The sequence below is a fragment of the Streptomyces sp. NPDC002403 genome (genome assembly GCF_053593015.1).
On record NZ_JBSFBQ010000003.1, the window covers coordinates 173,008 to 198,398 of the forward strand.

Genomic DNA, 25,391 nt, shown 5'->3' on the forward strand with positions numbered 1-25,391 from the left:
GCGCACCGGCCACCGCCGGACCGGTCAGGCGGCCGGGCCGTCCTCCTGATCACCCGTCACGGGAATCCGCTGCTTGCGCGGCGACGGCGGGGCGGCCGGGGCCATCCCGTTCACCTGCGGCGCCGGTTCCGCCCGGTCGCCCTGACTCATCGTGGCCAGCAACTGCCGGGCCAGCCCCAGGCCCGTGCCGCCCATGGTCAGCGCCTTCGCGAACATGTCCGACATGCCGTCGGCCCCGTTCAGCAGCACCATGTGATCGACGCTGCCGAAGGCGCCCGCGCCCGCCTGGACGATCTCGGGCCACTTCTCGGCCAACTGCTGTGCGACGACGGCCTCCTGATTCTCCGCCAGGGCAGCTGCCCGTGCCTTGATCGCCTCCGCCTCGGCAAGGCCCTTGGCACGGGCCGCCTCCGCCAGAGCCAGCCCCTTGGCCTGGGCGGCGGCGGCCTCCGCCTCACCCGTCGCCCTGGTCGCGGTCGCGGACGCGGCGCCACGCGCCTTCGTCGCCTCGGCCTCGGCGAGCGCCGCCGTCTTCACCCGGTTGGCCTCCGCGACCGCGGCGAGCTCCGTCTCCCGCGCCTTCGCCTCGGCGGCCGAGATCCGGGCGTCGCGCTCACCCTCGGCCAGGGTGCGCTTCTCGTACGCCTGGGCGTCCGCGGGCTTGCGCACATCGGCCTGGAGCTGCTGCTCACGCCGCTGTGCCTCCAGTTCGGCGACCCTGGTCTCCTGGACCACGACCTCCTGCCGGGCCGCCGCGTCGGCCAGCGGGCCCGCCTGCCGGGAGCTGGCCGCCGCCTTGTCGCGCTCGGCCTGATACCCGGCCTGCAGGATCTCGCTGTCCCGGGTCGCCTCCGACATCCGGGCCGCGGCCTGCTGCTCCGCCTCGGTGGCCAGGCGGTTGGCCTCCGCCTGCGCGATCCGGGCGTCCCGCTGCACGGCCGCCGCGTGCGGCATCGCCAGGTTCTTGATGTAGCCGGTCGGGTCCTCGATCTCATGGATCTGGAGCGAGTCGACGATGAGCCCGAGCTTCTCCATCTCCGTCCCGCACGCGGCCCGGGTCTGCCCGGTGAGCTTCTCCCGGTCCCGGATCATGTCCTCGACCGTCAACCCGCCCACGATGGAACGGAGATGACCGGCGAAGACGTTGTGCACCCGTTCCGACATCAGCTTCTGCTGATCGAGGAAGCGGCGGGCGGCGTTGGCGATCGACACGAAGTCGTCGCCCACCTTGAAGATGACGACGCCCCGCACCCGCAGGGGAATCCCCTGGTGCGTGACGCAGTCCACCGACAGCTCGGTCTCGTTGAGGTCCAGGGACATCTTCCGCACCGCCTGGACCCCGGGCAGGACGAGAGTGCCGTGACCGGTGACGATCCGGAACCCCATGCCCTGCCCCAGGCCCTCGGTCCTGTGCTTGGAACCCGAGATGACCAGTGCCTCGTTGGGTTCGGCGACCCGCCACATCATCTTGAACAGGCCGAACAACACCATGATGGCGGCGAGTACGAGACCCGCCGTGACGCCGATGACCATCGGCATGCGCCCCCTTATCGCGGTACCCCGTCGGCACCGCTGAACACGGGGGAGTCTTCTCCTGCTCGCGACCGGGCAGAAGACGCGTGCGGATCCTTGCCGAATTCTTGACGACGAAATCCGTCAAGAACCCCCCGCGCGTCCCTCAACTCCCGTAAGCGGAAGCCACATAGACCGTTCGCGGCGGCAGATGCTCGATCACCGTCACCACCGTGCCCACCTCGATGCGTTCCCCCGCCTGGGCCGGATGCGCGAGAAAGTGTTCGGCGCCGCCCCGGATCCGGACCATCACCTCGCCGACCAGTCCCGGCCCCACCGTCCCGGTCACCCGGCCGAGCAGTCCCACCATCGAGGATTCATCCATGCCCCGGAGCGTACCCACGCACCGCGGGTCTGGAAGACTGCCCGACGCCATGAGCCAGTTACCGAACCAGCCCACCGAACCCCCCGTCCCCACCAGCGCGGATGTCGCACGGCTCGCCGGGGTCTCCAGGGCCACCGTGTCGTACGTGCTGAACAACAACGTCTCCGTACGGATCAGCGAGACCACCCGCCGCCGGGTCAGGGAAGCCGCCACCGAACTGGGCTACGTACCGCACGCCGCGGCCCGCAGCCTGCGCGCCGGACACACCCGCATGGTGCTGCTGCCCACCGTGAACTTCCCGACCGGCCCGCTCCACCACCGTTTCTTCCACGAACTGGAATCGGGGCTGCGCCGGCTCGACTACACCGTCGTCCAGTACGGCAGCACCGGACTCGACCCCGACGACGCGCCCCGCGCCTGGGCCGAACTCCGCCCGGTCGCCGTGATCGCCCCCAGCACGATCGACCTCACCCCGCGCGGGATATCCGTACTCAGGCGCTCCGGGGCCAGGGCGGTGATCACCCTCGGCCCGCGGCCGGTGCCCGGCGCCCACGCGCTGGTCATGGACCAGCGGGAGGTCGGCGGCTGCGCGGTCGGACACCTGCTGGAGAGCGGCCGGCGCCGTATCGGCGTGGTCATGCCCGAGGAATGCGGACTCGGCCCGTTCGCCGAACCCCGGCTGACCGGGGCCCGGCAGGCCGCCCGGCTCCACGGCGCCCGGGTGGAACCGCTGCCGCTGCGGTACGACGAGGAGTCGGCCGCCCGGCTGGCCGCCCGCTGGCGCGCCCTGGACCTCGACGCGGTGTTCGCCTACAACGACGAATACGCGATGCTCCTGATGCGGGCCCTCCAGGACGCGGGCATCGACGTGCCGCGCGAGACCGCCGTGGTCGGTGCCGACGACCTGATGCTGGGCAGGCTGCTGCGGCCCCGGCTCACCACCGTACGGATGGAGCTGGCCACCGCGCAGCCGCTGGCGGACCTGGTGGACCGGCTGGTTCGGGACCCCGGCGGGGCACCCGAACACCACGACCTGCTGCGGGCCGGGGTGATCCGCCGCGAATCCGGCTGAGGCGGCGGGGGCGGGCGCACCGCCCGTACCGCACCGCGCGGCAGCGCGGCGAGGTGCGTACCGGGTGCCGCTTGCCTAGCGTCATGACCATGAGCCATCCGCAGAGTTACGAGATCCTGCTGGTCCCCCGGTTCGCCGAGGAGACCGCCGAAGCCGAGGACACCGCAGCGGCCGAGGGCACCGCCGGAACTGCCGATGCCGCCGAGTCCGATGCCGCCGAGCCCGGCGGCGCCGTCCGCTCCGCGGTCGTGTCGGCGACCGGGGAGACCGGGGCGTCCGGCTACCCCCGGTACTCCGGCGAAGGCGTCGTCGCGGACATCGACCCCGCGACGCACGCGGTCGAGGCCCTGCTGGTCGACGGCGCCGAACTGGCCTTCGGCCTCTCGGCCCGGGTCAAGGAGAGGGACGCCGGAAGCGACGCCGACCGCTGAGGCCGCACCGCCCGGCCCCGGACACGGGTGAGGGGTCCGGCCACGCCCGGGCCGGACCCCTCACCCACGGGACAGGCCCTACTGCTGCCCCTTCTTCTGCTCCTCGATGGACTTGCGGACCTCGTCCATGTCCAGCTTCCGCGCCTGTCCGATCACGTCCTCCAGCGCCGCCTCCGGCAGCGCCCCGGGCTCCGCGAACACCGCCACGTTCTCCCGGACGATCATCAGCGTGGGAATGGAGCGGATCTCGAAGGCCGCCGCCAGCTCCTGCTGCGCCTCCGTGTCGACCTTGGCGAAGACCAGGTCGTCGTGGCGCTCCGACGCCGCGTCGTAGACCGGGGCGAACTGTCGGCACGGGCCGCACCAGGAAGCCCAGAAGTCGATCAGGACGAAGTCGTTGTCGCTGACGACCTGATCGAAGTTTTCCTTGGTGAGCTCAACGGTGCTCATTCTCTGTTACCTCTTCCTGTGCCCGTTCGGACCTGTCCGCACAACGGTGCCTGCTTCTGCACTATTCCGCCTGCCCATGTGGCCGCCGCGCACACCCGCGACCAGACTGTCCCCATGACTGATGCTTCCCTGAACGCCGAGTACGACGTCGTGGTGGTCGGAGCGGGGCCGGTGGGCGAGAACGTCGCCGACCGGGTCCGTGCAGCCGGGCTCAGCGCCGCGGTCGTCGAGGCGGAACTCATCGGCGGCGAGTGCTCCTACTGGGCCTGCATGCCCAGCAAGGCCCTGCTGCGCCCGGTGGTCGCCCGCGCCGACGCCCGCCGCGTCCCTGGCCTCAGCGACGCCGTACAGGGGCCGCTGGACACCGCGGCGGTCCTCGCCCACCGTGACACCTACGCATCGCACTGGAAGGACGACGGACAGGCCGCCTGGGTGGAGGGCATCGGCGCGGACATCTACCGGGGCCAGGGCAGGCTCACCGGCGAGAAGACGGTGGCCGTGACAGCGCCCGACGGCACCGAGCACCGGCTCACCGCCCGCCGGGCCGTCGCCGTCTGCACCGGCAGCCGCGCCGTCGTCCCCGACCTGCCCGGCATCGACGGGGCCCGCCCCTGGACCAGCCGGGAGGCCACCAGCGCGCAGAAGGTGCCCGGCCGCCTCGTGATCGTCGGCGGCGGCGTGGTCGGCGTGGAGATGGCCACCGTCTGGCAGGCCCTCGGCGCCCGGGTGACGATGCTGGTCCGGGGCGAGGGCCTCCTGCCGAAGATGGAGCCCTTCGCCGGCGAACTGGTCGGCCGGGCCCTCACCGAGGCGGGCGCCGACATCCGCACCGGGACCTCGGTCGCCGCCGTGCGGCGCGCGGTCCCGGACGGTCCGGTCACCGTGGAACTCGCGGAAGGTGAGGAGATCGAGGCCGACGAGATCCTCTTCGCCACCGGCCGGGCCCCGCGCACCGACGACCTCGGACTGGAGACGGTGGGCCTGGAGCCCGGATCCTGGCTCACCGTCGACGACAGCTGCCTGGTGGAGGGCACCACCTGGCTCTACGCGGTCGGTGACGTCAACCACCGGGCGCTCCTCACCCACCAGGGCAAGTACCAGGCACGCATCGCGGGCGCCGCGATCACCGCCCGCGCCGCCGGCGTACCGCAGCTGAAGACCGGCCGCTGGGGCGCCCACGCCGCCACCGCCGACCACGCGGCCGTCCCCCAGGTCGTCTTCACCGACCCGGAGGCCGCCTCGGTCGGCCTCACCCTCGCCGGGGCGGAGCGGGCCGGCCACCGGGTACGCGCCGTCGACCAGGACTTCGCCGCGGTGGCCGGCTCCGGCCTGTACGCGGACGGCTACCGGGGCCGCGCCCGCATGGTCGTGGACCTGGACCGGGAGATCCTGCTCGGGGTCACCTTCGTCGGACCGGGCATCGGCGAGCTGCTGCACTCGGCGACGGTCGCGGTCGCCGGCGAGGTCCCGATCGACCGGCTGTGGCACGCCGTACCCGCGTACCCGACGATCAGCGAGGTCTGGCTGCGGCTGCTGGAGGCGTACCGGGACGCGTAGCCCCCGGGGGCGGGCCGGCCGTGAGGACGGCCGCGAGCAGCGACTTCGTGTACGGGTGCCGGGGCCGGTCGAAGACCTCCTCGGCCGTGCCCTCCTCCACCACCTCCGCGTCCTTCATCACCAGCACCCGGTCACTGATCCGCCGGATCACCGACAGGTCGTGCGAGACGAACAACAGGGCCGTCCCCAGGCGCTGCTGGATGTCGTCCAGCAGATCCAGGACCTGTGCCCGCACCGAGGCGTCGAGCGCCGACACCGGCTCGTCGCACACCAGGACGGCGGGGGACGGGGCCAGGGCACGGGCGATGGCGACGCGTTGGCGCTGGCCGCCGGAGAGCTGGTCGGGGCGGCGGTCCAGATGCTCGGGGCCGAGGCCCACCAGGCCCAGGAGTTCGCGTGTGCGGGCGGCCCGGTCCTCGTGGCGCGGAACGCCCTCGGCGATGATCCGGGAGACCGTGAAGCGTGGATCGAAGGCGCTGTACGGGTCCTGGTGGATGAGCTGGATCCGGGCGCGGCGCGGCCGCCGCAGGCGTTCGGGCAGGCCGGACCAGGGCTCGCTGTCCATCCGCACGGTGCCGGAGTGCGGCCGCAGCAGACCGGTCGCCAGCCGGGTCACGGTGCTCTTGCCGGAGCCCGACTCACCGACCAGTCCGACCGTCTCGCCCGCGCGCAAGGTGAAGGAGACATCGCGGACCGCCGCGCGCGCCCCGTACGACAGCGACACCGAATCCATCTCCAGCACGGTCCGCGAGCGCTTCGGGGCGCGCGGCGGGGAACGCAGCACGGAGGCCGCCACCAGGGCACGGGTGTACGGGTGCCGGGGCTCCGCGAGCAGCCCGGGCGTCGGGCCCGTCTCCACGACCGCGCCATGTCTGAGCACCGCCGCGCGGTCCGCGATCCGCGCCACGACACCGAGGTCGTGACTGATCAGCAGCAGTCCCGTGCCGTCCTCCTTCGCCGCGGCCAGCAGATCGAGGATCTGCGCCTGCACGGTCGCATCGAGCGCGGTGGTCGGCTCGTCCGCGATCAGCAGACGGGGGCCGGCGGCCAGCGCCGAGGCGATCAGCGCCCGCTGCCGCAGCCCTCCGGAGAGCTCATGCGGGTACTGCGCCGCCCGTGCCTCCGGGTCGGGGACACCCACCCGGCGCAGCAACTCGACGACCCGGACGCCGATCCCCGACCGGTCCGCCGTACGGTGCAGCCGCATCGGCTCCGCGACCTCGGCCCCGATCCGGCGCAGCGGGTCCAGCGACACCAGCGCGTCCTGGGCGACCAGCCCGACGGTCCGGCCCCGCACCGTACGCCAGTCGCGCGCCCCGAAACCGCTCGCGTCCCGCCCGTCCACCCGCAGCGTCCGCGCACTCGTCCGTGCCCCGGCCCCGGCGAGCCCGAGCAGGGCACGCGCCACCGTGCTCTTGCCCGAGCCCGACTCCCCGACCAGGGCCAGGCATTCGCCCGCGGCGACGGAGAGACTCACGTCCCGCACGGCATGCACCGAACCCGGCCCCTCACCCCCGCGCCCGGACCCGAAGCGCACATCGAGGCCCTCGACGGTCAGCAACGCACTCATGCCCCTGCCCCCTTCGGCGTACCGGACCGCAGCGACCGTCCCAGCACCGTCACCGAGAGCACCACCGCGACGATCGCCAGCCCGGGGAAGGTCGCCGTCCACCACGCGGTCGCCAGGAACTCCCGCCCGTCCGACAGCATCGAACCCCACTCCGCGGCCGGCGGCGGAGTGCCGAGCCCCAGGAAACTCAGCGCCGAACCGGAGATCACCGCGGTCCCGGTGCCGATGGTGGCCAGGACCAGCAGAGGCCCCGTCACATTGGGCAGCACATGCCGCAGCACGATCACCGGCCGCCGCACCCCCAGCACCTTCGCCGCCTCCGCGTAGTGCGACCTGGCGGCCAGCAGCGCCTGGCCCCGCACCAGCCGCGCATAGGTGGGAACGGCCGCGATGCCGATCGCCACCAGCACATTCGCCGTACCCGACCCGACGACCGTGACCACCAGCAGCGCCAGCAGCAGTTCGGGGAAGGCCAGCAGCACATCGAGACCACGCATCAGGACCCGGTCGGCCACCCGCGGCCCCGTCGCCGCCAGCAGCCCGACGAGGAGCCCGGCCAGCACACCGAGCGCGGTCGCGCCGAGCCCGATCGCCAGCGAGGGGCGCGCCCCGTACACCACCCGGGACAGCACATCGCGCCCCAGCTCGTCCGTGCCGAACGGGTGCGCACCGCCGGGCGGCCGGAACGCCGACACCACATCCGTGTCGTTCGGCGCGTGCGGGGCGAGCAGCCCGGGGAAGACCACCGCCACCGCCAGCAGAGCCAGCACCACCGCTGCCAGCGCCGGAGCCGCCCGCCGCCCCTCCGGGCGGCCGGCCCGCCCGCCCCATGTCCGCGCGACCGCGTTCATACGCCCGCCCCTTCCGTACGCAGCCGCGGATCGATCACCTGATAGGCGAGATCCACCAGCAGATTCACCACGACGAACGCCGCCGCGGACAACAGCACCAGCGAGGTCACCACGGGGATGTCCTTGGACGTCACCGCCGTCACCAGCACCCGGCCCAGACCCGGCCGGGCGAACACCGTCTCGGTGAGCACCGCCCCGCCCAGCAGGCTGCCGACCACCCACCCGGACAGCGTGGCCACGGGCAGCGCCGCATGACGCAGGGTGTGCCGCAGCAGCACCGTCCGCTCCGTGGCGCCCCTGGCCCGCGCCGTCAGTGCGAACGGCCTGGCCAGCGCCTCGTCCAGCTCCTGCCGGACGACCCGGGCCAGCACCCCGCCGATCGGCAGCGCGAGCGTGAGCGCCGGCAGCACCAGCGCCGCCGGACCCTGGTCGCCCGCCGCCGGCAGCAGCCGGAAGCGGTACGACAGGACCGTGAGCGCCAGAATGCCGAGCCAGTACGACGGCACGGACACCGCGAGCAGCTCCAGACCCGAAGCCACCGCGCGGGCGACCCGGCCCCGGCCCGCGGTCGCGACGGCCGCCACGAACGCGATCAGCAGCGCCAGCGCGGTCGCGGTCAGTGCCAGCTCCACCGTCGGCCCGATCTGGCCCGCCAGCACATCGCCGACCGGCAGACCCAGCTGGTACGAGCGGCCCAGATCCCCGGTCAGCAGACCGGCCAGCTGCCGCAGATACTGCACGGGCAGCGGATCGCCGAGCCCGTAGTCGGCCCGGATCCGCTCACGCAGTTCGGGGGTCGCCGCCGTCGAGGGCCCGAGCACCGTGTCCACCACATCACCCGGGACCAGATGCAGCACCAGGAACGACACGGTGGCCGCGCCCCACAGCACCAGCACCCCGGAGCCGAGCCGGCGCGCCACGGGCGCCGCCCACCGATGAATCGCGGACATCAGCTGCCGTCCACCCACGCGCCCTGGAACAGCGGCCACGCCGAGGCGTCGAACGTCACGTCGTGCGCCCGGCCCCGGACCCCCAGCTGGCGGGTGCCGACGAACGCGGGCAGCGCGTACCCCTGTGCCACGATCCGCTGCTGCACCTTCGCGTACAGCGCCTCGCGTTCCTTGCGCGCGGTGGCCGCCGTCGCCGCGTCCAGCCAGCCGTCGACGCGCGGGTCGTGCACCCGGGAGCCGTTCGCCCCGCCGTCGGCGAGCCGGCTCTCTGAGTGGAAGACCGTACGCAGCAGGTCCGGGTCCGAACCGCCCCAGGCGAAGGCGATGATGTCGTAGTCGCCGCGATTGCGCACCGGGGTGTAGCTGCCCGCGTCCAGCGGTTCGAGGACCAGTTCGATGCCCGCCTTCCTCAGGTCGTCCTGGACCGCGGTGTCGAAGGTGCGCCGCTCGGACTTGGTGTACGCAGGGACGTACAGCAGCGTCAGCCGGAACCGTCTGCCGTCCTTGGTCCGGTACCCGTCGGAGTCACGGCCCGTCCAGCCGAGCCCGTCGAGCAGCGCGGCCGCCTTGGCCGGGTCGTGCTTCCAGCTGTTCTCCAAGGACGCGTCGTAGCCGGGAGTGGACGGGCTGAGCGGGCCCCAGGCCCGCCGGTACTGGCCCGCGAAGACCGCCTTGGTGATGGCCTCCGTGTCGACGGCGTGCAGCACGGCGAGCCGGGCGTCCCGCTGGTCGAACGGGGCGCGTTCGGTGTTCAGGAAGTACGAGTAGACGATGCCCGGCGAGTCGTGGCTGCTGACGGTCAGGCCCGGCTGCGACTTCAGCGCGGCGATCCGGTTGGCCGGCAGGGCGTCGGCGACGTCCGCCTGACCGGAGGTCACCGCGCCGACCCGGGTCGCGTTCTCCGGCAGGAACGTGACGACCAGCCGCTCCAGGTGGGCGGGGCCGTTGTTCTTCGCGGAGGCGGGCGCCCACGCGTAGGACTTGTTGCGGGCGAAGACGAGCTGCTGGCCCTTGACGCGGGAGACGAAGGTGAACGCCCCCGTGCCGACCGAGGCCGCACCGCCCGCCGCCAGTTCGCCGGGCCGCTCGCGCAGCGCCGCGGGCGAGTGGAAGCCGAGATACGTCGTCGACACGGCGTGCAGGAACGAGGCGTACGGCCTCTTCAGCCGGACCGTCACCGTGTGCCGGTCCACGACGTCCGTGCGCTCGTACGGGCCGATGAGGGTGGCAGCGTACTGGGACTTGGTGGCCGGAGCCACGATGTGGTCGAAGTTCGCCTTCACCGCCGCCGCGTCGAACGGGGTGCCGTCGGTGAACTCCACATCGTCCCGGAGCCGGAAGGTGTACGCCTTCCCGTCGTCCGAAACCGTCCACTCCCTGGCCAGCCACGGTTCGAAACCGCCGTCCTGGCGCTGCGCCACCAGGGAGTCGAAGACATTGCGCAGCAGCACCCCCACGATGTCGGCCGGGGACACGTGCGGGTCGAAGTTGTCCGGCTCGACATCGGTGGCGAAGGTGAGTGTCCCGCCGTCGCGCGGCGCACCGCCCGCGCCCGAGGAGGAGTCGGCCGCGGTGCCGGAGGAGCAGGCGGTGAGGCCGGCCGCCGTCAGGGCACCGGCGGACAGCAGGAGGAAGGACCGGCGAGTGGGCACGGCTGGGCTCCGTTCAGAGTCGTGCGACGGGAAAGGGGGGAGGAGGGGCGGGGATCAGCGAGGGCGCGGCACCGCGCGCCAGGCCCGCACCGTGATGCGGTAGACCTCGCCGTGCTCGGCGGTCCGGGCGGCGGCGGCCCGGCCGACCGCGTCGAAGAACTCCGACTGCCGCTCGTCGGGGAGCAGCCGGCTGAAGTACGTGCCGAACGTGGAGGCGTGGAAGTCGCGGTACTGCCGGTCGCCCGCGGCCCGCACCGGCACCGTCCGCCCGTGCGTCTCCTCGATCGTGAAGTGCCGCTCCAGCAGGGCCCGTACGTCGTCCGCCGACCGGGCCCGTACCCCCATCGGCACGATCCCGGACAGGTCGGCCGGGACACCGAGCAGGCGCAGGGCGTCGACGGCGACGACATCCTCACCACCGAGACCCGCGCGGTCCGTCACCGGGTGGTGCGTCGTCAGGACGAAGGCGCCACCGGGCGCCAGATGGCGGGCGACCCACGCGAACGCCCGGTCCTCGTCCGGGTGCAGCCAGTGCAGCACGGACGTCATGAACGCCACGTCGAACCGGTCGTCCAGGGCGGGCAGCCGCAGCAGGTCACCGGTCAGCAGCTCGGCCCGCCCGGCCAGCCGCACCCCGGCCTCGCGGACCCGGTGGCCGGAACCGTCGATCCCCACCGCCCGCACCGCGTCCGGCCAGCGGTCCAGCGCCGCCTCCAGCAACGCCCCGGTCCCGCAGCCCAGATCGAGGAGGGTGCGCGGGCCGTCCGGCGCGAGCCCGAGGACCCAGTCGTGGTCCTGGGCCTGCCGGATCCGGCTGACGTCGTCGTACCCGGAGAGGGTGCGGGCGCGGTCGAGTATGTCGTCGGTCATGTCGGAACGGTCCCTTCACAGCGGAGCGTCGATGAGTGCCGCGATGCGCTCGCGCACCGCCGACAGGTCGTGGTTGCGGTACAGGTTGATGCGGTTGCGAGCGAGGTCGCCCCGGTGCACGTACTCGTACAGGTCCTGCCGCTGCCCGAAACTGTCGGCCGTCAGGTCCCAGGCGAGCCTGAACAGCCGGGACTTGTGCTCGGCGTCGATGCCCTTGCCGCGCATGTAGCGGTCCAGGAGCGGCCGCAGCTCGGCCGAACGCAGATCGTTCTCCGTGGGCTGCATGAGGATTCCCGACTGCCCGATGCCCCGTACGATCCCCACCGCACGCCCGGCCACCTGCGCCGCCCACACCGCCGCCGCCGGGGTCGGACCGGGGGCCAGCAGCCCGCTGTCGGTGCGGTACGCGGTGGCCTCCCCGGCGTCCAGGAAGTGGTCCAGGACCTGGGCGTAGCCCGCGAGTTCCCCCAGGTCCTCCTGGATGTTGCGGAAGCCGTCGACCCCGATCGACTCCGCGAGCAGTGAGCCGACCCCGAGCAGGGTGCGCAGCCGTTCGCGGTAGCGGACCTGGCCGATGTACTGGCTCCACGCGTTGATCCGGCCGAGACCCTCACGGGCCAGCGCCCCGTCGCCGAGCAGGAACACCCGGTCCCACGGCACGGTCACGTCGTCGAAGAACAGCATCGCGTCCTGTTCGTCGTACCGGCTCGCGAAGGGATGGGCGTGCCCGTGCGGCCGGCTGCCGAACGGCTCGCGGCACAGGATGCGCAGCCCCGGAGCGTTGAGCGGCAGTGCGAACCACAGCACGAACTCCTCGGCGCCTCGCCGGGCGAACGAGGCCGAGAGATAGACCAGCACCTCGTGAGCGAACGGCGCGAGCGTGGTGAGCTGTTTGGCCCCGCGGACCACGATCCCGGCACTGTCCTCGCGCAGCACCCGCAGTGCGTGGTCCGGGTGGTCGACCGGACTGGCCGAGCGGTCGATCTGCGGGTCGCCCAGCGCGTGTGTCAGCAGCAGGTCGCGCGAGGAGGCGAAGCGGTGGTAGGCCTGCGCGTTGGCGCCGAAGCCGGGCCGGTTGGTCTCCAGCCGGTGCTGGAAGTCCAGCAGGCCGACGGCGATGGACGCCATGAAGGCGGGGGAGCGGCCGTGCTGGCCCCAGGACTCCCGCATCCACACCTCGGCGCTGTCCCGGGCGGCCCTCAACTCCTCGGCGGTACGCGGCGGATGGTAGCCGCGGCCGATGCGCAGACCCGACTCCGGGTCCTCGACGGTGAGCAGGTCGCGGTGGGCAGGGTCGTGCTGGAGGTCGAGCAGCCGGGAGAGCTCGGCGACCGGCGCGGCGAACGCCGGATGCCCGGCCACGTCCTTGATCTCTTCGCCGTCCAGCCACACACTGCGCCCGTCGTCGAGACCGGCCCGGAAACGTGCGCCGTCGAGTACGCCCAGCGGTTCGACGGCCGAAGTGAGAGAGGAAGTCATGCTGAGGTCCCTTGCTGATGCGGGAGAGGGGTCTGACGCGGTGGTTGCGTCCTGTGGAGGGGCGCGGCAGGGCTGAGGCTGCGGTAGCGGCCGGCATGGTGCACCAGCGGCGGACCGCTGCCGCTGCGCACGCCGACGACCTGGCCGATGAGGAGCGCGTGGTCCCCGCCCGGCGTCACGGTGACGAGCCGGCAGTCGAACCAGCTCAGGCAGTCGTCGAGGACCGGCGCGCCGGTGCGCTCCCGCACCAGGCCCACCGGCGGCGGCTGCGCCCGGCCGCGCTCGGGCGCCGCGTAGTAGTCGGCGACCTCCTGCTGGTCGTGGCGCAGGACGTTCACCGACAGCACCCCGGAGGCGCGCGCCGCCCACACCAGCGGGCTGTGCCTGCCGATCGCCACGGCGATCAGCAGCGGATCGAGGGAGAGCGAGGCGAAGGCGGAGACGGTCTTGGCGGGGGTGCCGTCCCGGTAGCGGGTGGCCACCACGGTCACCCCGGTGGGGAACGTCCGGGCTGCGGCGAGGTACTCCGCGGCCGTCGGCTCGCCGTGGCCGGTCGTGAGGGTCATCGCACCCTCACCCCATGGGTGTCGAGCCAGCGGTCCACGGCCAGCAGATGGTCGAGCCCGCCGGTCGGGTGGGGCGCGGCACGCGGTCCGGGCAGCGGGGTGCCCGTCGCCAGGTGCCGCTTCACCGCGTCCCGGTCCACCAACTCGAAGACCGGGCCGTTCCGTTGCACCAGGTCCTCGGCGAGCGCCCGCAGCGTCTGCCCGTAGCCCGGTGCGGAGCTGGCCGGGTAGCCGCTCTTGGGCCGGTGCAGCACGCTCGCCGGCAGCAGATCGCCGACCGCCCGCCGCAGCAGCCCCTTGGGCACCCCGCCCGTGTTCTTCAGTGACCAGGGCACGTTCCACAGGTACTCGACGAGCCGGTGGTCCGCGAACGGCACCCGCACCTCCAGACTCGCCGCCATGCTCATCCGGTCCTTGCGGTCCAGCAGGGCGGGCAGCCAGCGGGTCAGCGCCAGATAGGAGATCTGCCGGGCCCGCCGCTCCCGGCCCGACTCACCTTCCAGGTGCGGGACTTCGGCGAGCGCTTCGGTGAAGCGCCGGGCGGCGTACTCCTCGGGCCGGACCCACGCCGCGACGTCCGGCCGCAGCAGGCTCGCCGGGGAAGGCCTGCCGCTCAGCCAGGGGAAGGTGTCGAGCGGACGGTCGTGGTGGAAGTACGGATAGCCGCCGAACACCTCGTCGGCCACCTCGCCGGAGAGCGCGACCGTGACATGCCGCCGCACTCCCTTGAACAGGAGGTACAGCGACACGTCCGGCTCGCCCCAGCCGGGCCGGTCGCGGGCCCGGAGCCCGATCGGGCGGTGGGCCAGCAGCTCGCTGCCCGGCACGGTCACCGCCGTGTGCGTGGTGGCGAGCCGGCCCGCCAGCTCCTGGATGTACGGCGCGTCGCTGTCCCGGTTCCAGTCGCCCAGCCGCTCGGGCTGTTCGTCCGGCGGGAAGTCCACCGAGAACGTCGCCACCTTCTCGCCTTCGGCATCGGCCGCCGCCAGCGCGGTCAGGGTGGAGGAGTCGAGCCCGCCGGAGAGCAGCAGTCCCAGTGGGACGTCGCTGACCAGCTGGCGCCGCACGGTGTCGGTGAGCAGCTCACGCACCCGGGCCGCGGTGGTGTCGGGATCGTCGGTGTGCGGCCGGGTCTCCAGCGTCCAGTACGCCCGCTCGCTCACCCCCGCCGGACCGAAGCGCACCGTGTGCCCGGGGCGTACCGTGCGCAGCCCCCGGAACACGGTGAGACCCGGTGTCGGCGCGGACGGCACCGCGAACAGCTCGGCCAGCCCCTGCGCGTCGGTCTCGGCGGTGAAGAGCGGATTGGCCAGGACGGCCTTCGGCTCCGAACCGAACAGCAGATGGCGCTCACCGGCCGTCCAGTACAGCGGTTTCACCCCGAGCCGGTCCCGGACCAGCAGCAGCTCCTGCCGGGGCACGTCCCAGACGGCGTACGCGAACATCCCGTTCAGCCGCGGCACCGCGGCCTCGCCCCACTGGAGGTGGGCCCGCAGCACCACCTCGGTGTCCGAGCCGGTACGGAACCGGTGCCCCAGCGCGGTGAGTTCGTCGCGCAGCTCGCGGAAGTTGTAGACCTCACCGCTGTACGTGATCACGGCCAGGACCCGGCCGTCGCCGTCCCGGGCCTCCATCGGCTGGGCGCCGCCCTCCACATCGATGACGGCGAGGCGGCGGTGGCCGAGAGCGGCGTGCTCGGAGAGCCAGATGTCCCCCGCGTCGGGACCACGCAGCACCATGGTGTCGGTCATGGCCCGCACGGTCCGGGCCTCGGTCCGCAGATCGCGGTCCCGGTCGACCCACCCGGCTATGCCGCACATTGCGCCTCCCAGATGCAACCGGGACCGTCGGGGCCCTCGGTGAGTTCATGGCGTGCGACGAAACCCTTGGCGGCGATGTTGGCGCCGGTGGCGTGCACGCAGTACTCGCAGGGCGACGCGAGCGTCAGCCGCACGCCACGGGCGCGGGCCTGTTCGCGGTAGTCCCAGATGGCACAGTGCGAGATCTCCAGCACGGCGCGCTCGGCGCCGTCCTCGACGACGCGGTAGCGCGATCCGTACAACTCGGCCTGGCGGGCCACCCGCAGGACCGGGTCCAGCGCGCCGCGGCCGTGACCGGCTTCGACATAGCGGTGGACCTCGGCGCCGGCCCGTGCCCAGGCGGCCAGTTCGCCGTGCCCGTACCGGGAGACCAGGAACCGTTCCATCAGGGCCTGGGCGCGGAAGAAGACGCGCTGCCAGTCGTCGGTGCCGGCATCGGTGTCCGCATCGGCGTCCCGGCCCGGCAGATCGGCGAAGATCTGCGAACGCACCGCGATCCAGTCGTCGATGTCCTGGCCGCCGCGGGCCTCGGTGAGATAGCGGGTCAGGCCGGCCTCGGCCTCGAAGAGGCGCTGCCGCCACAGTGCGGCGCGCTCCGACGGGCTCATGTCGGTGGAGTACTTCTGCTTCATGAGCAGCTCTTTCGACCGGAGAAGAAGGACTTCGGAAAGAATGAATTCGAAATTCCTGACGCAGAATAGGAATGTGGGTTCGATCCCGTCAATGGCAATTATTGAGGCGGTGCACCGGTCATCCTGTGACTGCGAATAACAGCATCCGCAATGAATTCCCGACTGCTTGGGACCCGATTACGCTGAACCGATGGTGCTGTTCGAGGGATTCGATTCACTGACCGTCGCCGGGGCCGACGGCGGACCCGTACGCGTCCGCAGGGCGGGCGAGGGGCCACCGCTGCTCCTGCTGCACGGATTTCCGCAGACACACGTGATGTGGCATGCCGTGGCCCCCCTCCTGGCCACGGAGTTCACCGTCGTGGCCACCGATCTGCGGGGATACGGGGAGAGCGTGCGGACCGCCCCGGCCGGCGACGGGCCGTCGCCGTACAACAAGCGCGCCATGGCCGGCGATCTGGTCCGGGTGATGGGCGAGCTGGGCTTCGACCGCTTCGACGTGGCCGGCCACGACCGGGGTGCCCGGTGTGCCTACCGGCTGGCCCTGGACCATCCGGAACGGGTCGGCCGGCTCGCGGTGCTCGACGTCGTTCCGACGGCGGACGCGCTGGACGCGGTCGACGCGACGGGGGCCGGACAACTGTGGCGCTGGTTCCTCATGGCCCAGCCGTATCCCGTCGCGGAGCGGATGATCGCGGGCGACCCGGAGACGTTCCTCTTCGGGGCGCACGCCGGACTGTTCGCGCCCGAGGCGCTCGCCGCCTACCGCGCCGCCGCCGCGGACCCGGCCGTCGTGCACGCGATGTGCGAGGACTACCGGGCGATGTTCGGCCCCGACCTGGAGCAGGACCGGGCGGATCTGCGGGCCGGGCGGCGCATCGAGGCGCCGGTGCTCGCCCTGTGGGGCAGACGCTCGCACACCGAACAGCGCCATGACGTACTCGCCGTGTGGCGGCGCTGGGCGCACGACGTGCGGGGGAGGGCGCTGGACTGCGGGCACTTCCTGCCCGAGGAAGCGCCCGCCGAGACCTACGCGGAGCTGCGCTCCTTCTTCGCCGAGGCCGCCACCGGATGACCGGCGGCCGCCCGGTCCCGCCCGATCCGGACGATCTCCGCGCCCGTGCCGCGGCTCTCCCGCACCAGCCGGGACACCAGCTCACGGTCGGCCGGACCGACCGGTGCCTGCACCACGATCAGCGCCTCCGGGTCGTCCACCGGGCGGAATGCGGAGAACAGCAGGTCGAGCCCGCCGTGACGGGGCAGCAGCACCGAGATCCGGCGGGCCGTCAGATCGCCGACCCCCTGGCACTCCCACCACTCGGCCAGCTCGGGGAAGTCCTCGCGCAGGGTCGCGTAGATCTCCTGGGTGCGACGGTCGGTGGCGGCGAGCCGCGCGGTCTGCCCCCGGAAGTGGGCCAGCACCGCGCGGGCCACCGGCTCCCAGCCCAGCAGCGTGGAACGGAACGCCGGGCTGCCGGCCACGCACCACATCAGATTGCGGCGCTCGGCGGGGATCTCGGCCGGATCGGACCACACGGCGGCGTACGCCTCGTTCCACGCGGTGATGTCGAAGCGCGAGTCCAGCAGTACCGCCGGGCTGTTCTCCCACGTGTCCAGCAGGCTCTGCACCCGGGCGGCCACCTCGTCGTGACCCGCGCCGTCCGGAGTGGGCGGCAGAAGCCCGGACAGGGCCAGGACATGGCGGTACGACACCGCGTTCAGCCCGAGTGTGCGTGCCACCGCCTCCAGCACCTTCCGGGACGGGATCACCCGGCCCTGCTCCAGCCAGGTGTACCAGGCGAGTCCGACGCCCGAGAGCGCGGCGACCTCCTCGCGGCGCAGACCGGGCGTGCGGCGCCGACCGGTGTCGGGCAGGCCGACCTCCCGCGGCGAGCGTCTTTCGCGGTGGGCGCGGAGAAACGCCCCCAGCTCCTTGGAATTGGCGAACTGACGGCTCTCGCCGATTTCCTCGCCGTGATGCGTGTCCGTCTGCGCGGCGGAGCCCACGGATCTGTTCGCAGACGTATTCAGGGATGTATTCGCGGATGCATTCATGGAAAACGGCCTTCCGGATGTTCGCGGAAATTGCGGGGTCAGTGGGTGCGCTGCTGTGCGCCCCTACATCGCCGGCGCCGTCCGCACGGCCCGGAATTCATGACTCCGTCGCCCGGCTGCATGCCGTCCCCCCGATTCTCCGCGATCCTGCGGTTTTCAAGGGCCAGCTTAACCGTGCCCGCTCCACCGCTGTCCGGTTTCTCGGGAGTTGTCCGTCAGGCGAGATGTTCCGTTAAGAATTCCGCAACAGATCCCACGGCCGCCACCGCCTCCGGCAGCCGGTCCACGGCCAGCTGCCAGCAGTGCGTCGTCCCGTCCCACATCTCCACCCGGCAGTCGCCGCCCGCGGCCGTCATCCGGGCGCCGAAGCGTTCCGCGTCGTCCGCCAGCACCTCCGCGCGGCTCGCCTGGAGCAGCACGGGCGGCAGGGCGGCCAGCGCCGCCGCGTCGGCGAACAGCGGTGAGGCGGCGGGGGTACGGGGGTCGGCGCCCGCGAGGTAGAGCGAGGCGGAATGCCGCAGCGAGGGGCGGTCGAGCACCGGATCGGTGGCCGCGCACCGCTCGAACGCCGGTGATTCCAGGGTGAGATCCAGCCACGGCGACAGCCCCACCGCGGCGGCCGGCATCGGCAGCCCGGCCTTCTGTGCCTCCAGGAGCACGGCGAGCGCCAGTCCTCCGCCGGCCGACTCGCCCAGGACGGCGATCCGGCCGGCGGGAACGCCGCCCCGCAGAAGATCCGCGTACGCGCCGAGTCCGTCCGCCACGGCTGCGGGGAACGGGTGCGCGGGCGCCAACCGATAGGCGGGCACCATCACTTCGGCACCGGTCAGACGGGAGAGACGGTCGGCGAGCGGGCGGCTCGGCTCGGGGGATCCCGCCCGGTAGCCGCCCCCGTGCAGCTGCAGCACCACGGTTCCCTCCCCCGCGACGGGCGGCCGGACGCACAACACCGGCAGCCCGCCGAGGGACCGGTTGACCGTCATGCCCGCAGGTCCGCGAGGAGTCCGGTCAGCGCCTCGGGCCGTGCGTACAGTTCGGGTGTCGGTGCGACGTAGAGGAGCAGGGTCGTCACCCCGGGGTGGAGGAAACCGCTGATCCGTTCGCGCAGCGCGGCCGGCTCGCCGTGCAGCCACAGCGCGTCGACGAGGCGGTCGGGCAGCGCGGCGGCGGCCCCGTGACGGTCACCGGCCAGATGGGCCTCGTACGACTCCTTGAGCAACTCCCCGCGCCCGAGCCACTCGTGGAACGCGTGATAGGGCTTCTGGTTGAGGATCCAGCCGAGGAATCCGCGGCCCGCGCTCCTGGCGTACGCCACGTCGCGCGTCGGGCAGACGAAGAGCTTCACCACGGTCTCCTTGTCCGGCGGCGGGGCGCCGTCCGAGCTGTCCACGCCTCCTTCCGCCCGTCCGGCCGCGATCACCCGCGGTACGTCCTCGGCGGTGAGGAGATTGACGACCGCCCCGTCCCCGTCCCCGTACGCCACCCCGAGCATCCGCGGCCGCAGGGCCCCTACCAGCACCTTCGGTGGTCTGGACGGGGTGAAGCCGAGACTGAAACCGGGGGCCGACAGCGTCTCGTACGCATCGCCCACCGGCAGCCCGTGCAGCGCCCGCTTCAGGAACCGGACCGTGTCCCTGACCCTGGCCAGCGGCCGGTCGTGCGCCCCGCCGTTGAGCGCCGTCGTATGGGCCGGTACGGAGGCCCCGACACCCAACAGCACTTCGCCCTGGGCCAGTTGGGAGAGGGTTGCGGCGGTCTGGGCGAGGATGCCGGGGCCGCGTGTGGAGACCGGCACCACTCCCGTACCCAGACGGAGCTCCGGCTGCCAGGCCGCTGCCGCGGCGAGCGGGGTGAAGGCGTCGATGCCTCCGCCCTCCCCGGTCCACACGTCGGTGAACCCGAGATCGGGGAGCGCCTCGACGGTGCGACGGTGATCGGCCAGGGCGCGGGAGGGCAGAGGCAGGTTGATGCCCCAGCGGACGGCGTTCATGGGCGTACGTACTCCTGTGGGTCGCGGATCTCAGGTTGCGGCGGGCCGGGGCAGCGGGCGCCCGCGTGACACGGGTGTCCGGCCGCGCAGCCGGCGAAGCGGGCGTTCGACCAGGTAGTGGCTGAGCGCGGCGCATCCGACGGACAGCACCACGGTGACCGGGAACAGCACCAGGAAGTCCGCCGAACCTGCCCGTTCGCCGGTCGTACGGAGCCAGGCCTCGACCACGACCATGTGCCAGAGGAACAGCCCGTACGAGATCTGCCCGAGCCAGGCGGGCACCGGGCGGGACAGCAGACTGGCGGGCGTCGCCCGCTCCGGCCGGGCCGGACCCAGGGCCAGCGGCGCCACCAACCCCACCGCGACGACGAGATAGAGCGCGTGCTCCAGCAGCGCCTCGCCCACCGTCGGGTAGCGCAGCGTCGACCCGGTCAGCGGCGTCGACACCAGGACGTACGCGAGCAGCGCCACTCCCCAGCACAGCCACGGCCTGCGGGCGAATGCGGGCGGCTCGGCGGTCCGGGAGGCGACGACCGCCAGCGTCATGCCCGCCGCGAAGTACCCGGCGTACTCGGGAAGCCACAGCTGGGCCGGGGGATAGGCCCCGGCCGACGGCACATGGGTGAGCACCACCGACAGCAGCGTCACCGCCTCGACGGCACCCAGCACACCGAGCACGACCACCGTCCTGCCCCGTCGCAGCAAGGGGTGGAGCGCGACGGCCAGCAGGGGGAGCATGGCGTAGAACGACACCTCGGTCGCCAGGCTCCAGGTCTGCGGGATGCCGGCCGGTATCGGGTCGGAGCCGTAGATGTGCAGCAGCAGGAACGTCCGCAGCGCGGGCCGGAGCGCACCGAGGGTGTCCCGCCCGAACCACCCGAGCGACACCAGCGCGACCAGCCAGTAGGCGGGCAGGATGCGCACCGCCCGGTGGCGGAGATAGCGGACGGTGGAGGGACGCGGACCGCCCTTCCGGGCCGCGTCGGCGAAGGGGCGGTACAGCAGCAGCCCGGACAGTACGAAGAAGATCGGCACCCCCACCGTGAAGCGGGAGATGACCGGCCCGAGCGGCCCGGCCTCGCCGATGCCGAGCCAACTGGAGGCGACCTGGCCGGTGTAGATGCCCACATGCAGGGCGATCACCAGCAGGGCTGCCACGGCGCGGAGCCCGTCGAGCGGGAGGGCGCGGTTGCGCCCGGTGTCAGGAACGCCCATCGGCCGCCGCCTCCTTCGTGCCGGTACCGGCCGGCGCGGAATCCGCCCGCGCGACCCCCTCTGCCGGCACCGGGCGCAGCCGGCCCACCAGCGGCAGCGCGGTCAGCCCGGCCAGCACCGCGAGACCGCCGCCGACGACCGCGGCGCCGGTGTCCGCGTGCGCGAAGGTACCCGCCACCGCGACACCGACCGCCGTACCCGCGTACAGCGTCGCGCTGTTCCAGGAACTGGACGTCGCCCCCAGCTCCGGTCGCGAGGACACCAGCAGTGTCTGGACGAGCGTTCCGAAGGCACCGCTCGCGAAGAACCACACCAGCACCGCCGCGTACGCCAGCAGCGAGTTCGCCCCGAGCGCGGCCAGCACCGCCGCACCGCCCAGCACCAGGCACCACACCGGAATCCACAAGGCGTCACCTGAGCCGCGCTCGCGCGCCCGGTCCCCGATCCGGCCCGCGGCCAGCGAACCGAGCGCACTGCCCGCCCCGACCAGAATGCCCAGCAGCCCCAGCTCGTTGACGGAGAGCCCGAACCGGTCGTGGAGCGCCGAGCCGAGGAAGGTGTACGCCCCGAGGTTCGCGGCCTGCAGCAGGAAGACGACGATCAGGGTGTGCCGCAGCACGCCGTCGCGCCAGACCGAGAACACCGCGGCGAACCGAAGCGGCGCCGCCTCGGCCTCCTTGCCCGGCCGGTCCTTGATCTGGGCGAGCAGCAGGGGCGCCGACGCCGCGGTCAGCGCGGTCAACGCCCAGAACGAGGCCCGCCAGCCGCCCCAGCCGGCCAGGAAGCTGCCCGCGGGAACGCCCAGCACCTGACCGGCGGAGAAGAGCGCCATCCCGAGCCCGACGGCCCGGCCCCGGACCGGCGCCGGTGCCGTCTCCGCGATATGGGCCCAGATCGAGGGCCCGGCCAGCGCCGCGCCCAGGGCCCCCAGCACCCGGGCCACGACGAGCACGGTGAGATTCCCGGCCACCGCCGCGAGGGCATTGCCCAGCAGGAACAGCAGCGTTCCCGCGAGAACGGTCGGACGCCGGCCGAACCGGTCGGACACCGCGCCGAGGAACGGCGCGGTCAGGGCGTACACCAGCGTGTACGCGGTGACAGTGCTCGCCGCGGCGGCCACGGAGACCCCGACCGAACCGGCGATGGTCGGCAGCAGCGGCGAGACCAGGAACGTCTCGGTGCCGATCAGGAACAACAGCAGATACACACCCGTGTACGTCACCCACGGCACCCGGGCGGGCGGCGACTGGGCGGGCGGTGTCCCGTCGGCGACGGGTGGGGTGGACTCGGGCACGGCATTCCTCTCGCCGGACGGCGTCTGACGAGGCGATCGTTCCGCTGCGGGCAGCCGGCAGCCAGATCCCGATTCATGCTGGTACTGGCACACACAGGCTGCGGCGCAGTGCCGCCAGGAACCGTTCGGCGAAGACGGGATGCCCGGCGGGCCCCGGATGCAGCCGGTCCAGCCCCTCGGGCTCCAGGAGCAGTCCGGCCTCGCGCGGGCCGAAGACATCGAGCCCGTCGATGTAGTGGAGATCGATGTCGCCGTGCCTGCGCAGCAGTCCGACGGCCTCGCGGGTGCGGGTGCGGCAGTCCCGGACGGTCAGACCGGAGGGCCCGGGGACCGTCTCGCGGTCCGGCGCGATGATCGTCGACATCAGGGCGAACGGTGTCGTCGGATGCCGCTCGCGGACCGTTGCCACGAAACCGACCAGTGCGGAGCTGAAGGCGGCCGGGCTGTGGCTGCCGAGCGCCTGGATGTTGATGCCGACGCAGGCCGTGAGCAGGTCGGCGGGCAGGTCCCGCATGAGCCGGGCCGTCATCGGCTGGAGACAGCACGCCGCGCCGAGCGCGATGGACGTCAGATCGAGACCGGCGCGCCCGGCCACCAGCGCGGGCCAGGCCCCGGCGGGTGAACGGGCGCCCCTGCCCTGCGATATGGAGCTCCCGTAGTGGACCCAGCGCGGGCGTTCGCGGTCGTCGTACGCGACGTTCGCCTCCCCGTCGACGACGAGGGCACACAGCCGGAACTGGTGGTACGTGGGGAGCCAGAGCTCGACGGTGGTCATCCGCCCCGGCAGTCCGGACACCAGGAACTCGGCGTCCTTCCCGTCGCACCGCAGTTCCACGGTGTCGGTGATCCTGCCCTCCCGCACCACGTCCAGACGGGGTTGCTCCTGCGGCCCGTTGAGCCGTGGTGCGGGATCGGCCCGGTAGCGGCAGCCGAGCTCGCGGCTGTCGGTCCGCAGTGTGATCCGGACCCCGGCGGGCATCGCGGCCCGGCCGATGCCACCCTCCGGCAGATGCAGCTCCGCCTCCCGGTGGGGCACCCGCCAGGGCGCGACCCAGCCCGGCCCGTGCTGCAACGACACCGCTCCGCGGAACCGCAGCATCGGATCGTCCCCGGCCACCACACGTTCGGCTGTCATTCCCGCCACCTCCCCGAGTCGGTCGCCATCCTCGGCGGGCGGGGCGGCCGCAACCAGTCGTTGCGGATGCTGTGACCGGGACTCACCGGCAGGGCAGGCGGCCCGGGGTGCGGGGTACGGTCAGGCCGGCGGCCGGAGATCGCTGGTGGTGACCCGCACGTGGTCGACGACGAGCTGCTGCGGGAAGGCGGTGCTGCCGTCGGGGTCACCGGGCCAGTAGCCGCCGACCGCGAGGTTGAGGATCAGGAAGAAGGGCTTGTCGAACACCCAGGCGTTGCCGCCCAGATCGGCGGGCGTACGGCGCTGGTAGACGTTGCCGTCCACCGACCAGGTCACCGAGCCGGGTGCCCAGTCGACGGCGAAGGTGTGGAAGTCGTCGGCGAACGCCTGGCCGCCGGGCAGGGTGTACGCGGCGCCGATGCCGCCGGAGCCGGAGTAGCCCGGGCCGTGCAACGTGCCGTGGACCGTGGACGGTTCGAAACCCACGTTCTCCATGACGTCGATCTCGCCCGAGTTCGGCCAGCCGACCTGGCCGATGTCGTCGCCCAGCATCCAGAACGCCGGCCACATGCCCTGGCCGCGCGGCACCTTCATCCTCGCCTCGACGTGCCCGTACGTCTGGGTGAACCGGCCGGAGGTGTTCAGCCGTGCCGAGGTGTACTCGCACGTCCCGTACCAGCACTGGTAGTTGTTCGGGTTCTCGCGGCGCGCGGTGATGACCAGATGGCCCTGGCCGTCGAGTGCCGCGTTGCGGTTCCCGGCCGTGTAGTACTGCCGTTCGTGGTTGTTGACGTTGTCACCGGTCTCGATCTGCCACTTGGCGCCGTCCACGGCGGAGCCCGCGGGGCCGTCGAAGTCGTCGGTGAAGGTCGCGGCCGCCGTCGTCGTGGCGGTACGCGGCCCGGGTGCGGGCACCCCGGCCGCGAGGCCGGAGGAGGCCGGGACGAGGGCGAGCGCGGAGAGTGTGCAGAGCGCGGCCGTGAGCAGGCGCCGGGGGAGATGGGGGGAGGTCATGGGGGTCCTTCCCGTGCGGAACGGAGCGGCCGGTAATTGTCATGAAACTGACAAGCGGCCGCTGTGGGGGGAGCAGGGAGAGGTCTTGGTTCTGTATGCGATTTAAGAAGTGAAGCAACACCGTGTCAAGACCTTGGTACGGACCACAGTTCTTGGATCCAACGGCGGGTCCGTACACGATCGGACGGGATCATTCGGCCGGCGCCGGGGACAGCGGTTGTCCGCACCGCAGGTTCCACCGGCCGGACCGCCCGCTGAGTCCGGTCAGCGTCAGCGGGGCGACATCCAGCCGCCAGAACGCCTCCGGCGGCAGGTCGAGCGCCCCCACGATCACGGCCCGCACCACCGCCGGCTCCACGACGCCCAGCACGCGGCGACCCTCCGCGCCCGCCACCTCCTCGGTGGACGCCAGTGTCTCCAGCCAGCGCCCGGCCCGGGCGCAGAGCTCCAGCAGCGACTCGCCGCCGTGGGGAGCCGCCGAAGGATCGGTCAGCCAGGCCGACACACCCTCCGGCTCGGCCGCGCTCACCGCGGCAAGCCGTCGACCGCTCCACCGGCCCATGTCCCAGCCACGGACAGCCGGTTCGGCCTCGGCGCACAGCCCCAGCGCCTCGGCGGTCGCGGCGCACCGCCCGGACGGTCCGCGCAGCAGCCGGTCGGCCCCGGGCACCGCCGCCGCGGCGGCCCGGGCCCGGCGGACCCCGGCCGCGTCGAGCGGTGCGTCGCCGTCGAAGCGCGCCTCGCGCAGCGCGGCGTTGAGCGCCGGTGAGATCAACATCACCTGTACTGCCATGACCCAGTCAACTCCCTGAACTCCGGCCCCTCCGTGCCCACCATGGCATCAGGGCCGGCCGGCCCGGTTGCCGGCACCATGGCGGCACCTGTCCCCAA

Annotated in this window: 23 protein-coding genes and 1 pseudogene; 4 read left to right on the forward strand and 20 right to left on the reverse strand. The window is 72.9% G+C overall.

Annotated elements, in window-relative coordinates:
• Positions 1 to 24: 24 nt before the first annotated feature.
• Complete coding sequence (locus tag ACWCPY_RS05405) at positions 25 to 1,539, reverse strand: flotillin family protein (RefSeq protein WP_451262991.1); 1,515 nt, start codon at positions 1,537 to 1,539, stop codon at positions 25 to 27.
• Positions 1,540 to 1,678: 139 nt separating this feature from the next.
• Complete coding sequence (locus tag ACWCPY_RS05410) at positions 1,679 to 1,897, reverse strand: hypothetical protein (RefSeq protein ID WP_451262992.1); 219 nt, start codon at positions 1,895 to 1,897, stop codon at positions 1,679 to 1,681.
• A 49-nt stretch (positions 1,898 to 1,946) separates the two neighbouring features.
• On the opposite strand from ACWCPY_RS05410, the gene ACWCPY_RS05415 reads away from it, so the two are divergent.
• Positions 1,947 to 2,969 (forward strand): LacI family DNA-binding transcriptional regulator, encoded by a 1,023-nt coding sequence (locus tag ACWCPY_RS05415; RefSeq protein WP_451262993.1) that lies wholly within the window; start codon positions 1,947 to 1,949, stop codon positions 2,967 to 2,969.
• An 89-nt stretch (positions 2,970 to 3,058) separates the two neighbouring features.
• Positions 3,059 to 3,400 carry a hypothetical protein gene (locus ACWCPY_RS05420; RefSeq protein WP_451262994.1) on the forward strand — a complete coding sequence of 114 codons (342 nt, stop codon included), beginning with the start codon at positions 3,059 to 3,061 and terminating at the stop codon, positions 3,398 to 3,400.
• Positions 3,401 to 3,478: 78 nt separating this feature from the next.
• Here the strand turns inward: ACWCPY_RS05420 and trxA are convergent, their stop codons facing one another.
• Positions 3,479 to 3,850, reverse strand: coding sequence for a thioredoxin (gene trxA, locus ACWCPY_RS05425; protein WP_451262995.1), 372 nt, complete (start codon positions 3,848 to 3,850; stop codon positions 3,479 to 3,481).
• Between the two features lie 114 nt (positions 3,851 to 3,964).
• Between trxA and ACWCPY_RS05430 the strand changes: the two genes are divergently transcribed.
• Complete coding sequence (locus ACWCPY_RS05430) at positions 3,965 to 5,407, forward strand: dihydrolipoyl dehydrogenase family protein (protein ID WP_451262996.1); 1,443 nt, start codon at positions 3,965 to 3,967, stop codon at positions 5,405 to 5,407.
• Here ACWCPY_RS05430 and ACWCPY_RS05435 read toward each other — a convergent pair.
• Genes ACWCPY_RS05435 through ACWCPY_RS05475 form a run of 9 tightly spaced genes read right to left on the reverse strand, consistent with a single transcriptional unit; the run spans position 5,361 to position 15,797 of the window.
• Positions 5,361 to 6,977 carry a dipeptide ABC transporter ATP-binding protein gene (locus tag ACWCPY_RS05435; protein ID WP_451262997.1) on the reverse strand — a complete coding sequence of 539 codons (1,617 nt, stop codon included), beginning with the start codon at positions 6,975 to 6,977 and terminating at the stop codon, positions 5,361 to 5,363. The genes ACWCPY_RS05430 and ACWCPY_RS05435 overlap by 47 nt on opposite strands.
• Positions 6,974 to 7,828, reverse strand: a complete 855-nt coding sequence (locus tag ACWCPY_RS05440) for an ABC transporter permease (protein ID WP_451262998.1) — start codon at positions 7,826 to 7,828, stop codon at positions 6,974 to 6,976. Before ACWCPY_RS05440 ends, ACWCPY_RS05435 begins: the two co-directional genes overlap by 4 nt.
• The gene (locus tag ACWCPY_RS05445; protein WP_451262999.1) at positions 7,825 to 8,778 is read right to left on the reverse strand and encodes an ABC transporter permease; all 954 of its coding nucleotides are present in this window, start codon (positions 8,776 to 8,778) and stop codon (positions 7,825 to 7,827) included. Before ACWCPY_RS05445 ends, ACWCPY_RS05440 begins: the two co-directional genes overlap by 4 nt.
• The gene (locus ACWCPY_RS05450; protein WP_451263001.1) at positions 8,778 to 10,430 is read right to left on the reverse strand and encodes an ABC transporter substrate-binding protein; all 1,653 of its coding nucleotides are present in this window, start codon (positions 10,428 to 10,430) and stop codon (positions 8,778 to 8,780) included. Before ACWCPY_RS05450 ends, ACWCPY_RS05445 begins: the two co-directional genes overlap by 1 nt.
• 54 nt (positions 10,431 to 10,484) lie before the next feature.
• A complete protein-coding gene (locus ACWCPY_RS05455) occupies positions 10,485 to 11,300 on the reverse strand; it encodes a class I SAM-dependent methyltransferase (RefSeq protein ID WP_451263002.1) in 816 nt (271 codons plus the stop codon).
• A 15-nt stretch (positions 11,301 to 11,315) separates the two neighbouring features.
• Positions 11,316 to 12,779, reverse strand: coding sequence for a 4-hydroxyphenylacetate 3-hydroxylase family protein (locus tag ACWCPY_RS05460; protein WP_451263004.1), 1,464 nt, complete (start codon positions 12,777 to 12,779; stop codon positions 11,316 to 11,318).
• Entirely contained in the window at positions 12,776 to 13,345 is a 570-nt protein-coding gene (locus tag ACWCPY_RS05465; protein WP_451263005.1) for a flavin reductase family protein, read from the reverse strand. The genes ACWCPY_RS05460 and ACWCPY_RS05465 overlap by 4 nt, the downstream gene beginning before the upstream one ends.
• The gene (asnB, locus tag ACWCPY_RS05470) at positions 13,342 to 15,165 is read right to left on the reverse strand and encodes an asparagine synthase (glutamine-hydrolyzing) (protein ID WP_451263006.1); all 1,824 of its coding nucleotides are present in this window, start codon (positions 15,163 to 15,165) and stop codon (positions 13,342 to 13,344) included. The genes ACWCPY_RS05465 and asnB overlap by 4 nt, the downstream gene beginning before the upstream one ends.
• Positions 15,153 to 15,797, reverse strand: coding sequence for a hypothetical protein (locus ACWCPY_RS05475; protein WP_451263007.1), 645 nt, complete (start codon positions 15,795 to 15,797; stop codon positions 15,153 to 15,155). Before ACWCPY_RS05475 ends, asnB begins: the two co-directional genes overlap by 13 nt.
• Positions 15,798 to 15,987: 190 nt before the next feature.
• Here ACWCPY_RS05475 and ACWCPY_RS05480 point away from each other — a divergent pair, with 190 nt between their 5' ends.
• Positions 15,988 to 16,872: an alpha/beta fold hydrolase gene (locus ACWCPY_RS05480; RefSeq protein ID WP_451263008.1), complete on the forward strand. Its 885-nt coding sequence runs from the start codon at positions 15,988 to 15,990 to the stop codon at positions 16,870 to 16,872.
• Here ACWCPY_RS05480 and ACWCPY_RS05485 read toward each other — a convergent pair.
• The 8 genes and pseudogenes from ACWCPY_RS05485 to ACWCPY_RS05520 form a co-directional block, all read right to left on the reverse strand.
• Positions 16,827 to 17,804, reverse strand: a complete 978-nt coding sequence (locus tag ACWCPY_RS05485) for a helix-turn-helix domain-containing protein (RefSeq protein WP_451263009.1) — start codon at positions 17,802 to 17,804, stop codon at positions 16,827 to 16,829. The two genes, ACWCPY_RS05480 and ACWCPY_RS05485, sit on opposite strands and share 46 nt — an antisense overlap.
• 263 nt (positions 17,805 to 18,067) lie before the next feature.
• The gene (locus tag ACWCPY_RS05490; protein WP_451263010.1) at positions 18,068 to 18,835 is read right to left on the reverse strand and encodes an alpha/beta hydrolase; all 768 of its coding nucleotides are present in this window, start codon (positions 18,833 to 18,835) and stop codon (positions 18,068 to 18,070) included.
• Complete coding sequence (locus ACWCPY_RS05495; RefSeq protein ID WP_451263012.1) at positions 18,832 to 19,842, reverse strand: LLM class F420-dependent oxidoreductase; 1,011 nt, start codon at positions 19,840 to 19,842, stop codon at positions 18,832 to 18,834. The genes ACWCPY_RS05490 and ACWCPY_RS05495 overlap by 4 nt, the downstream gene beginning before the upstream one ends.
• A 30-nt stretch (positions 19,843 to 19,872) precedes the next feature.
• Entirely contained in the window at positions 19,873 to 21,057 is a 1,185-nt protein-coding gene (locus ACWCPY_RS05500; protein ID WP_451263013.1) for an acyltransferase family protein, read from the reverse strand.
• Positions 21,044 to 22,351 carry an MFS transporter gene (locus ACWCPY_RS05505; protein ID WP_451263014.1) on the reverse strand — a complete coding sequence of 436 codons (1,308 nt, stop codon included), beginning with the start codon at positions 22,349 to 22,351 and terminating at the stop codon, positions 21,044 to 21,046. The genes ACWCPY_RS05500 and ACWCPY_RS05505 overlap by 14 nt, the downstream gene beginning before the upstream one ends.
• 73 nt (positions 22,352 to 22,424) lie before the next feature.
• Complete coding sequence (locus ACWCPY_RS05510) at positions 22,425 to 23,486, reverse strand: GDSL-type esterase/lipase family protein (protein WP_451263015.1); 1,062 nt, start codon at positions 23,484 to 23,486, stop codon at positions 22,425 to 22,427.
• A 138-nt stretch (positions 23,487 to 23,624) separates the two neighbouring features.
• Positions 23,625 to 24,500 (reverse strand): annotated as a pseudogene (locus ACWCPY_RS05515) (glycoside hydrolase family 16 protein); the annotation flags it as partial.
• Between the two features lie 190 nt (positions 24,501 to 24,690).
• Positions 24,691 to 25,293, reverse strand: coding sequence for a histidine phosphatase family protein (locus tag ACWCPY_RS05520; protein WP_451263016.1), 603 nt, complete (start codon positions 25,291 to 25,293; stop codon positions 24,691 to 24,693).
• Positions 25,294 to 25,391 lie beyond the last annotated feature (98 nt).

What these genes read in the sequence shown, in the direction of transcription:
- ACWCPY_RS05500 (WP_451263013.1), bottom strand. Translation starts at nt 21,057, where the DNA reads ATGGGCGTTCCTGACACCGGGCGCAACCGCGCCCTCCCGCTCGACGGG.
- ACWCPY_RS05445 (WP_451262999.1), bottom strand. Translation starts at nt 8,778, where the DNA reads ATGTCCGCGATTCATCGGTGGGCGGCGCCCGTGGCGCGCCGGCTCGGC.
- ACWCPY_RS05495 (WP_451263012.1), bottom strand. Translation starts at nt 19,842, where the DNA reads ATGAACGCCGTCCGCTGGGGCATCAACCTGCCTCTGCCCTCCCGCGCC.
- ACWCPY_RS05430 (WP_451262996.1), top strand. Translation starts at nt 3,965, where the DNA reads ATGACTGATGCTTCCCTGAACGCCGAGTACGACGTCGTGGTGGTCGGA.
- ACWCPY_RS05455 (WP_451263002.1), bottom strand. Translation starts at nt 11,300, where the DNA reads ATGACCGACGACATACTCGACCGCGCCCGCACCCTCTCCGGGTACGAC.
- ACWCPY_RS05405 (WP_451262991.1), bottom strand. Translation starts at nt 1,539, where the DNA reads ATGCCGATGGTCATCGGCGTCACGGCGGGTCTCGTACTCGCCGCCATC.
- ACWCPY_RS05480 (WP_451263008.1), top strand. Translation starts at nt 15,988, where the DNA reads ATGGTGCTGTTCGAGGGATTCGATTCACTGACCGTCGCCGGGGCCGAC.
- ACWCPY_RS05520 (WP_451263016.1), bottom strand. Translation starts at nt 25,293, where the DNA reads ATGGCAGTACAGGTGATGTTGATCTCACCGGCGCTCAACGCCGCGCTG.
- ACWCPY_RS05415 (WP_451262993.1), top strand. Translation starts at nt 1,947, where the DNA reads ATGAGCCAGTTACCGAACCAGCCCACCGAACCCCCCGTCCCCACCAGC.
- ACWCPY_RS05460 (WP_451263004.1), bottom strand. Translation starts at nt 12,779, where the DNA reads ATGACTTCCTCTCTCACTTCGGCCGTCGAACCGCTGGGCGTACTCGAC.
- ACWCPY_RS05410 (WP_451262992.1), bottom strand. Translation starts at nt 1,897, where the DNA reads ATGGATGAATCCTCGATGGTGGGACTGCTCGGCCGGGTGACCGGGACG.
- asnB (WP_451263006.1), bottom strand. Translation starts at nt 15,165, where the DNA reads ATGTGCGGCATAGCCGGGTGGGTCGACCGGGACCGCGATCTGCGGACC.
- trxA (WP_451262995.1), bottom strand. Translation starts at nt 3,850, where the DNA reads ATGAGCACCGTTGAGCTCACCAAGGAAAACTTCGATCAGGTCGTCAGC.
- ACWCPY_RS05465 (WP_451263005.1), bottom strand. Translation starts at nt 13,345, where the DNA reads ATGACCCTCACGACCGGCCACGGCGAGCCGACGGCCGCGGAGTACCTC.
- ACWCPY_RS05420 (WP_451262994.1), top strand. Translation starts at nt 3,059, where the DNA reads ATGAGCCATCCGCAGAGTTACGAGATCCTGCTGGTCCCCCGGTTCGCC.
- ACWCPY_RS05440 (WP_451262998.1), bottom strand. Translation starts at nt 7,828, where the DNA reads ATGAACGCGGTCGCGCGGACATGGGGCGGGCGGGCCGGCCGCCCGGAG.
- ACWCPY_RS05435 (WP_451262997.1), bottom strand. Translation starts at nt 6,977, where the DNA reads ATGAGTGCGTTGCTGACCGTCGAGGGCCTCGATGTGCGCTTCGGGTCC.
- ACWCPY_RS05490 (WP_451263010.1), bottom strand. Translation starts at nt 18,835, where the DNA reads ATGACGGTCAACCGGTCCCTCGGCGGGCTGCCGGTGTTGTGCGTCCGG.
- ACWCPY_RS05475 (WP_451263007.1), bottom strand. Translation starts at nt 15,797, where the DNA reads ATGAAGCAGAAGTACTCCACCGACATGAGCCCGTCGGAGCGCGCCGCA.
- ACWCPY_RS05510 (WP_451263015.1), bottom strand. Translation starts at nt 23,486, where the DNA reads ATGACAGCCGAACGTGTGGTGGCCGGGGACGATCCGATGCTGCGGTTC.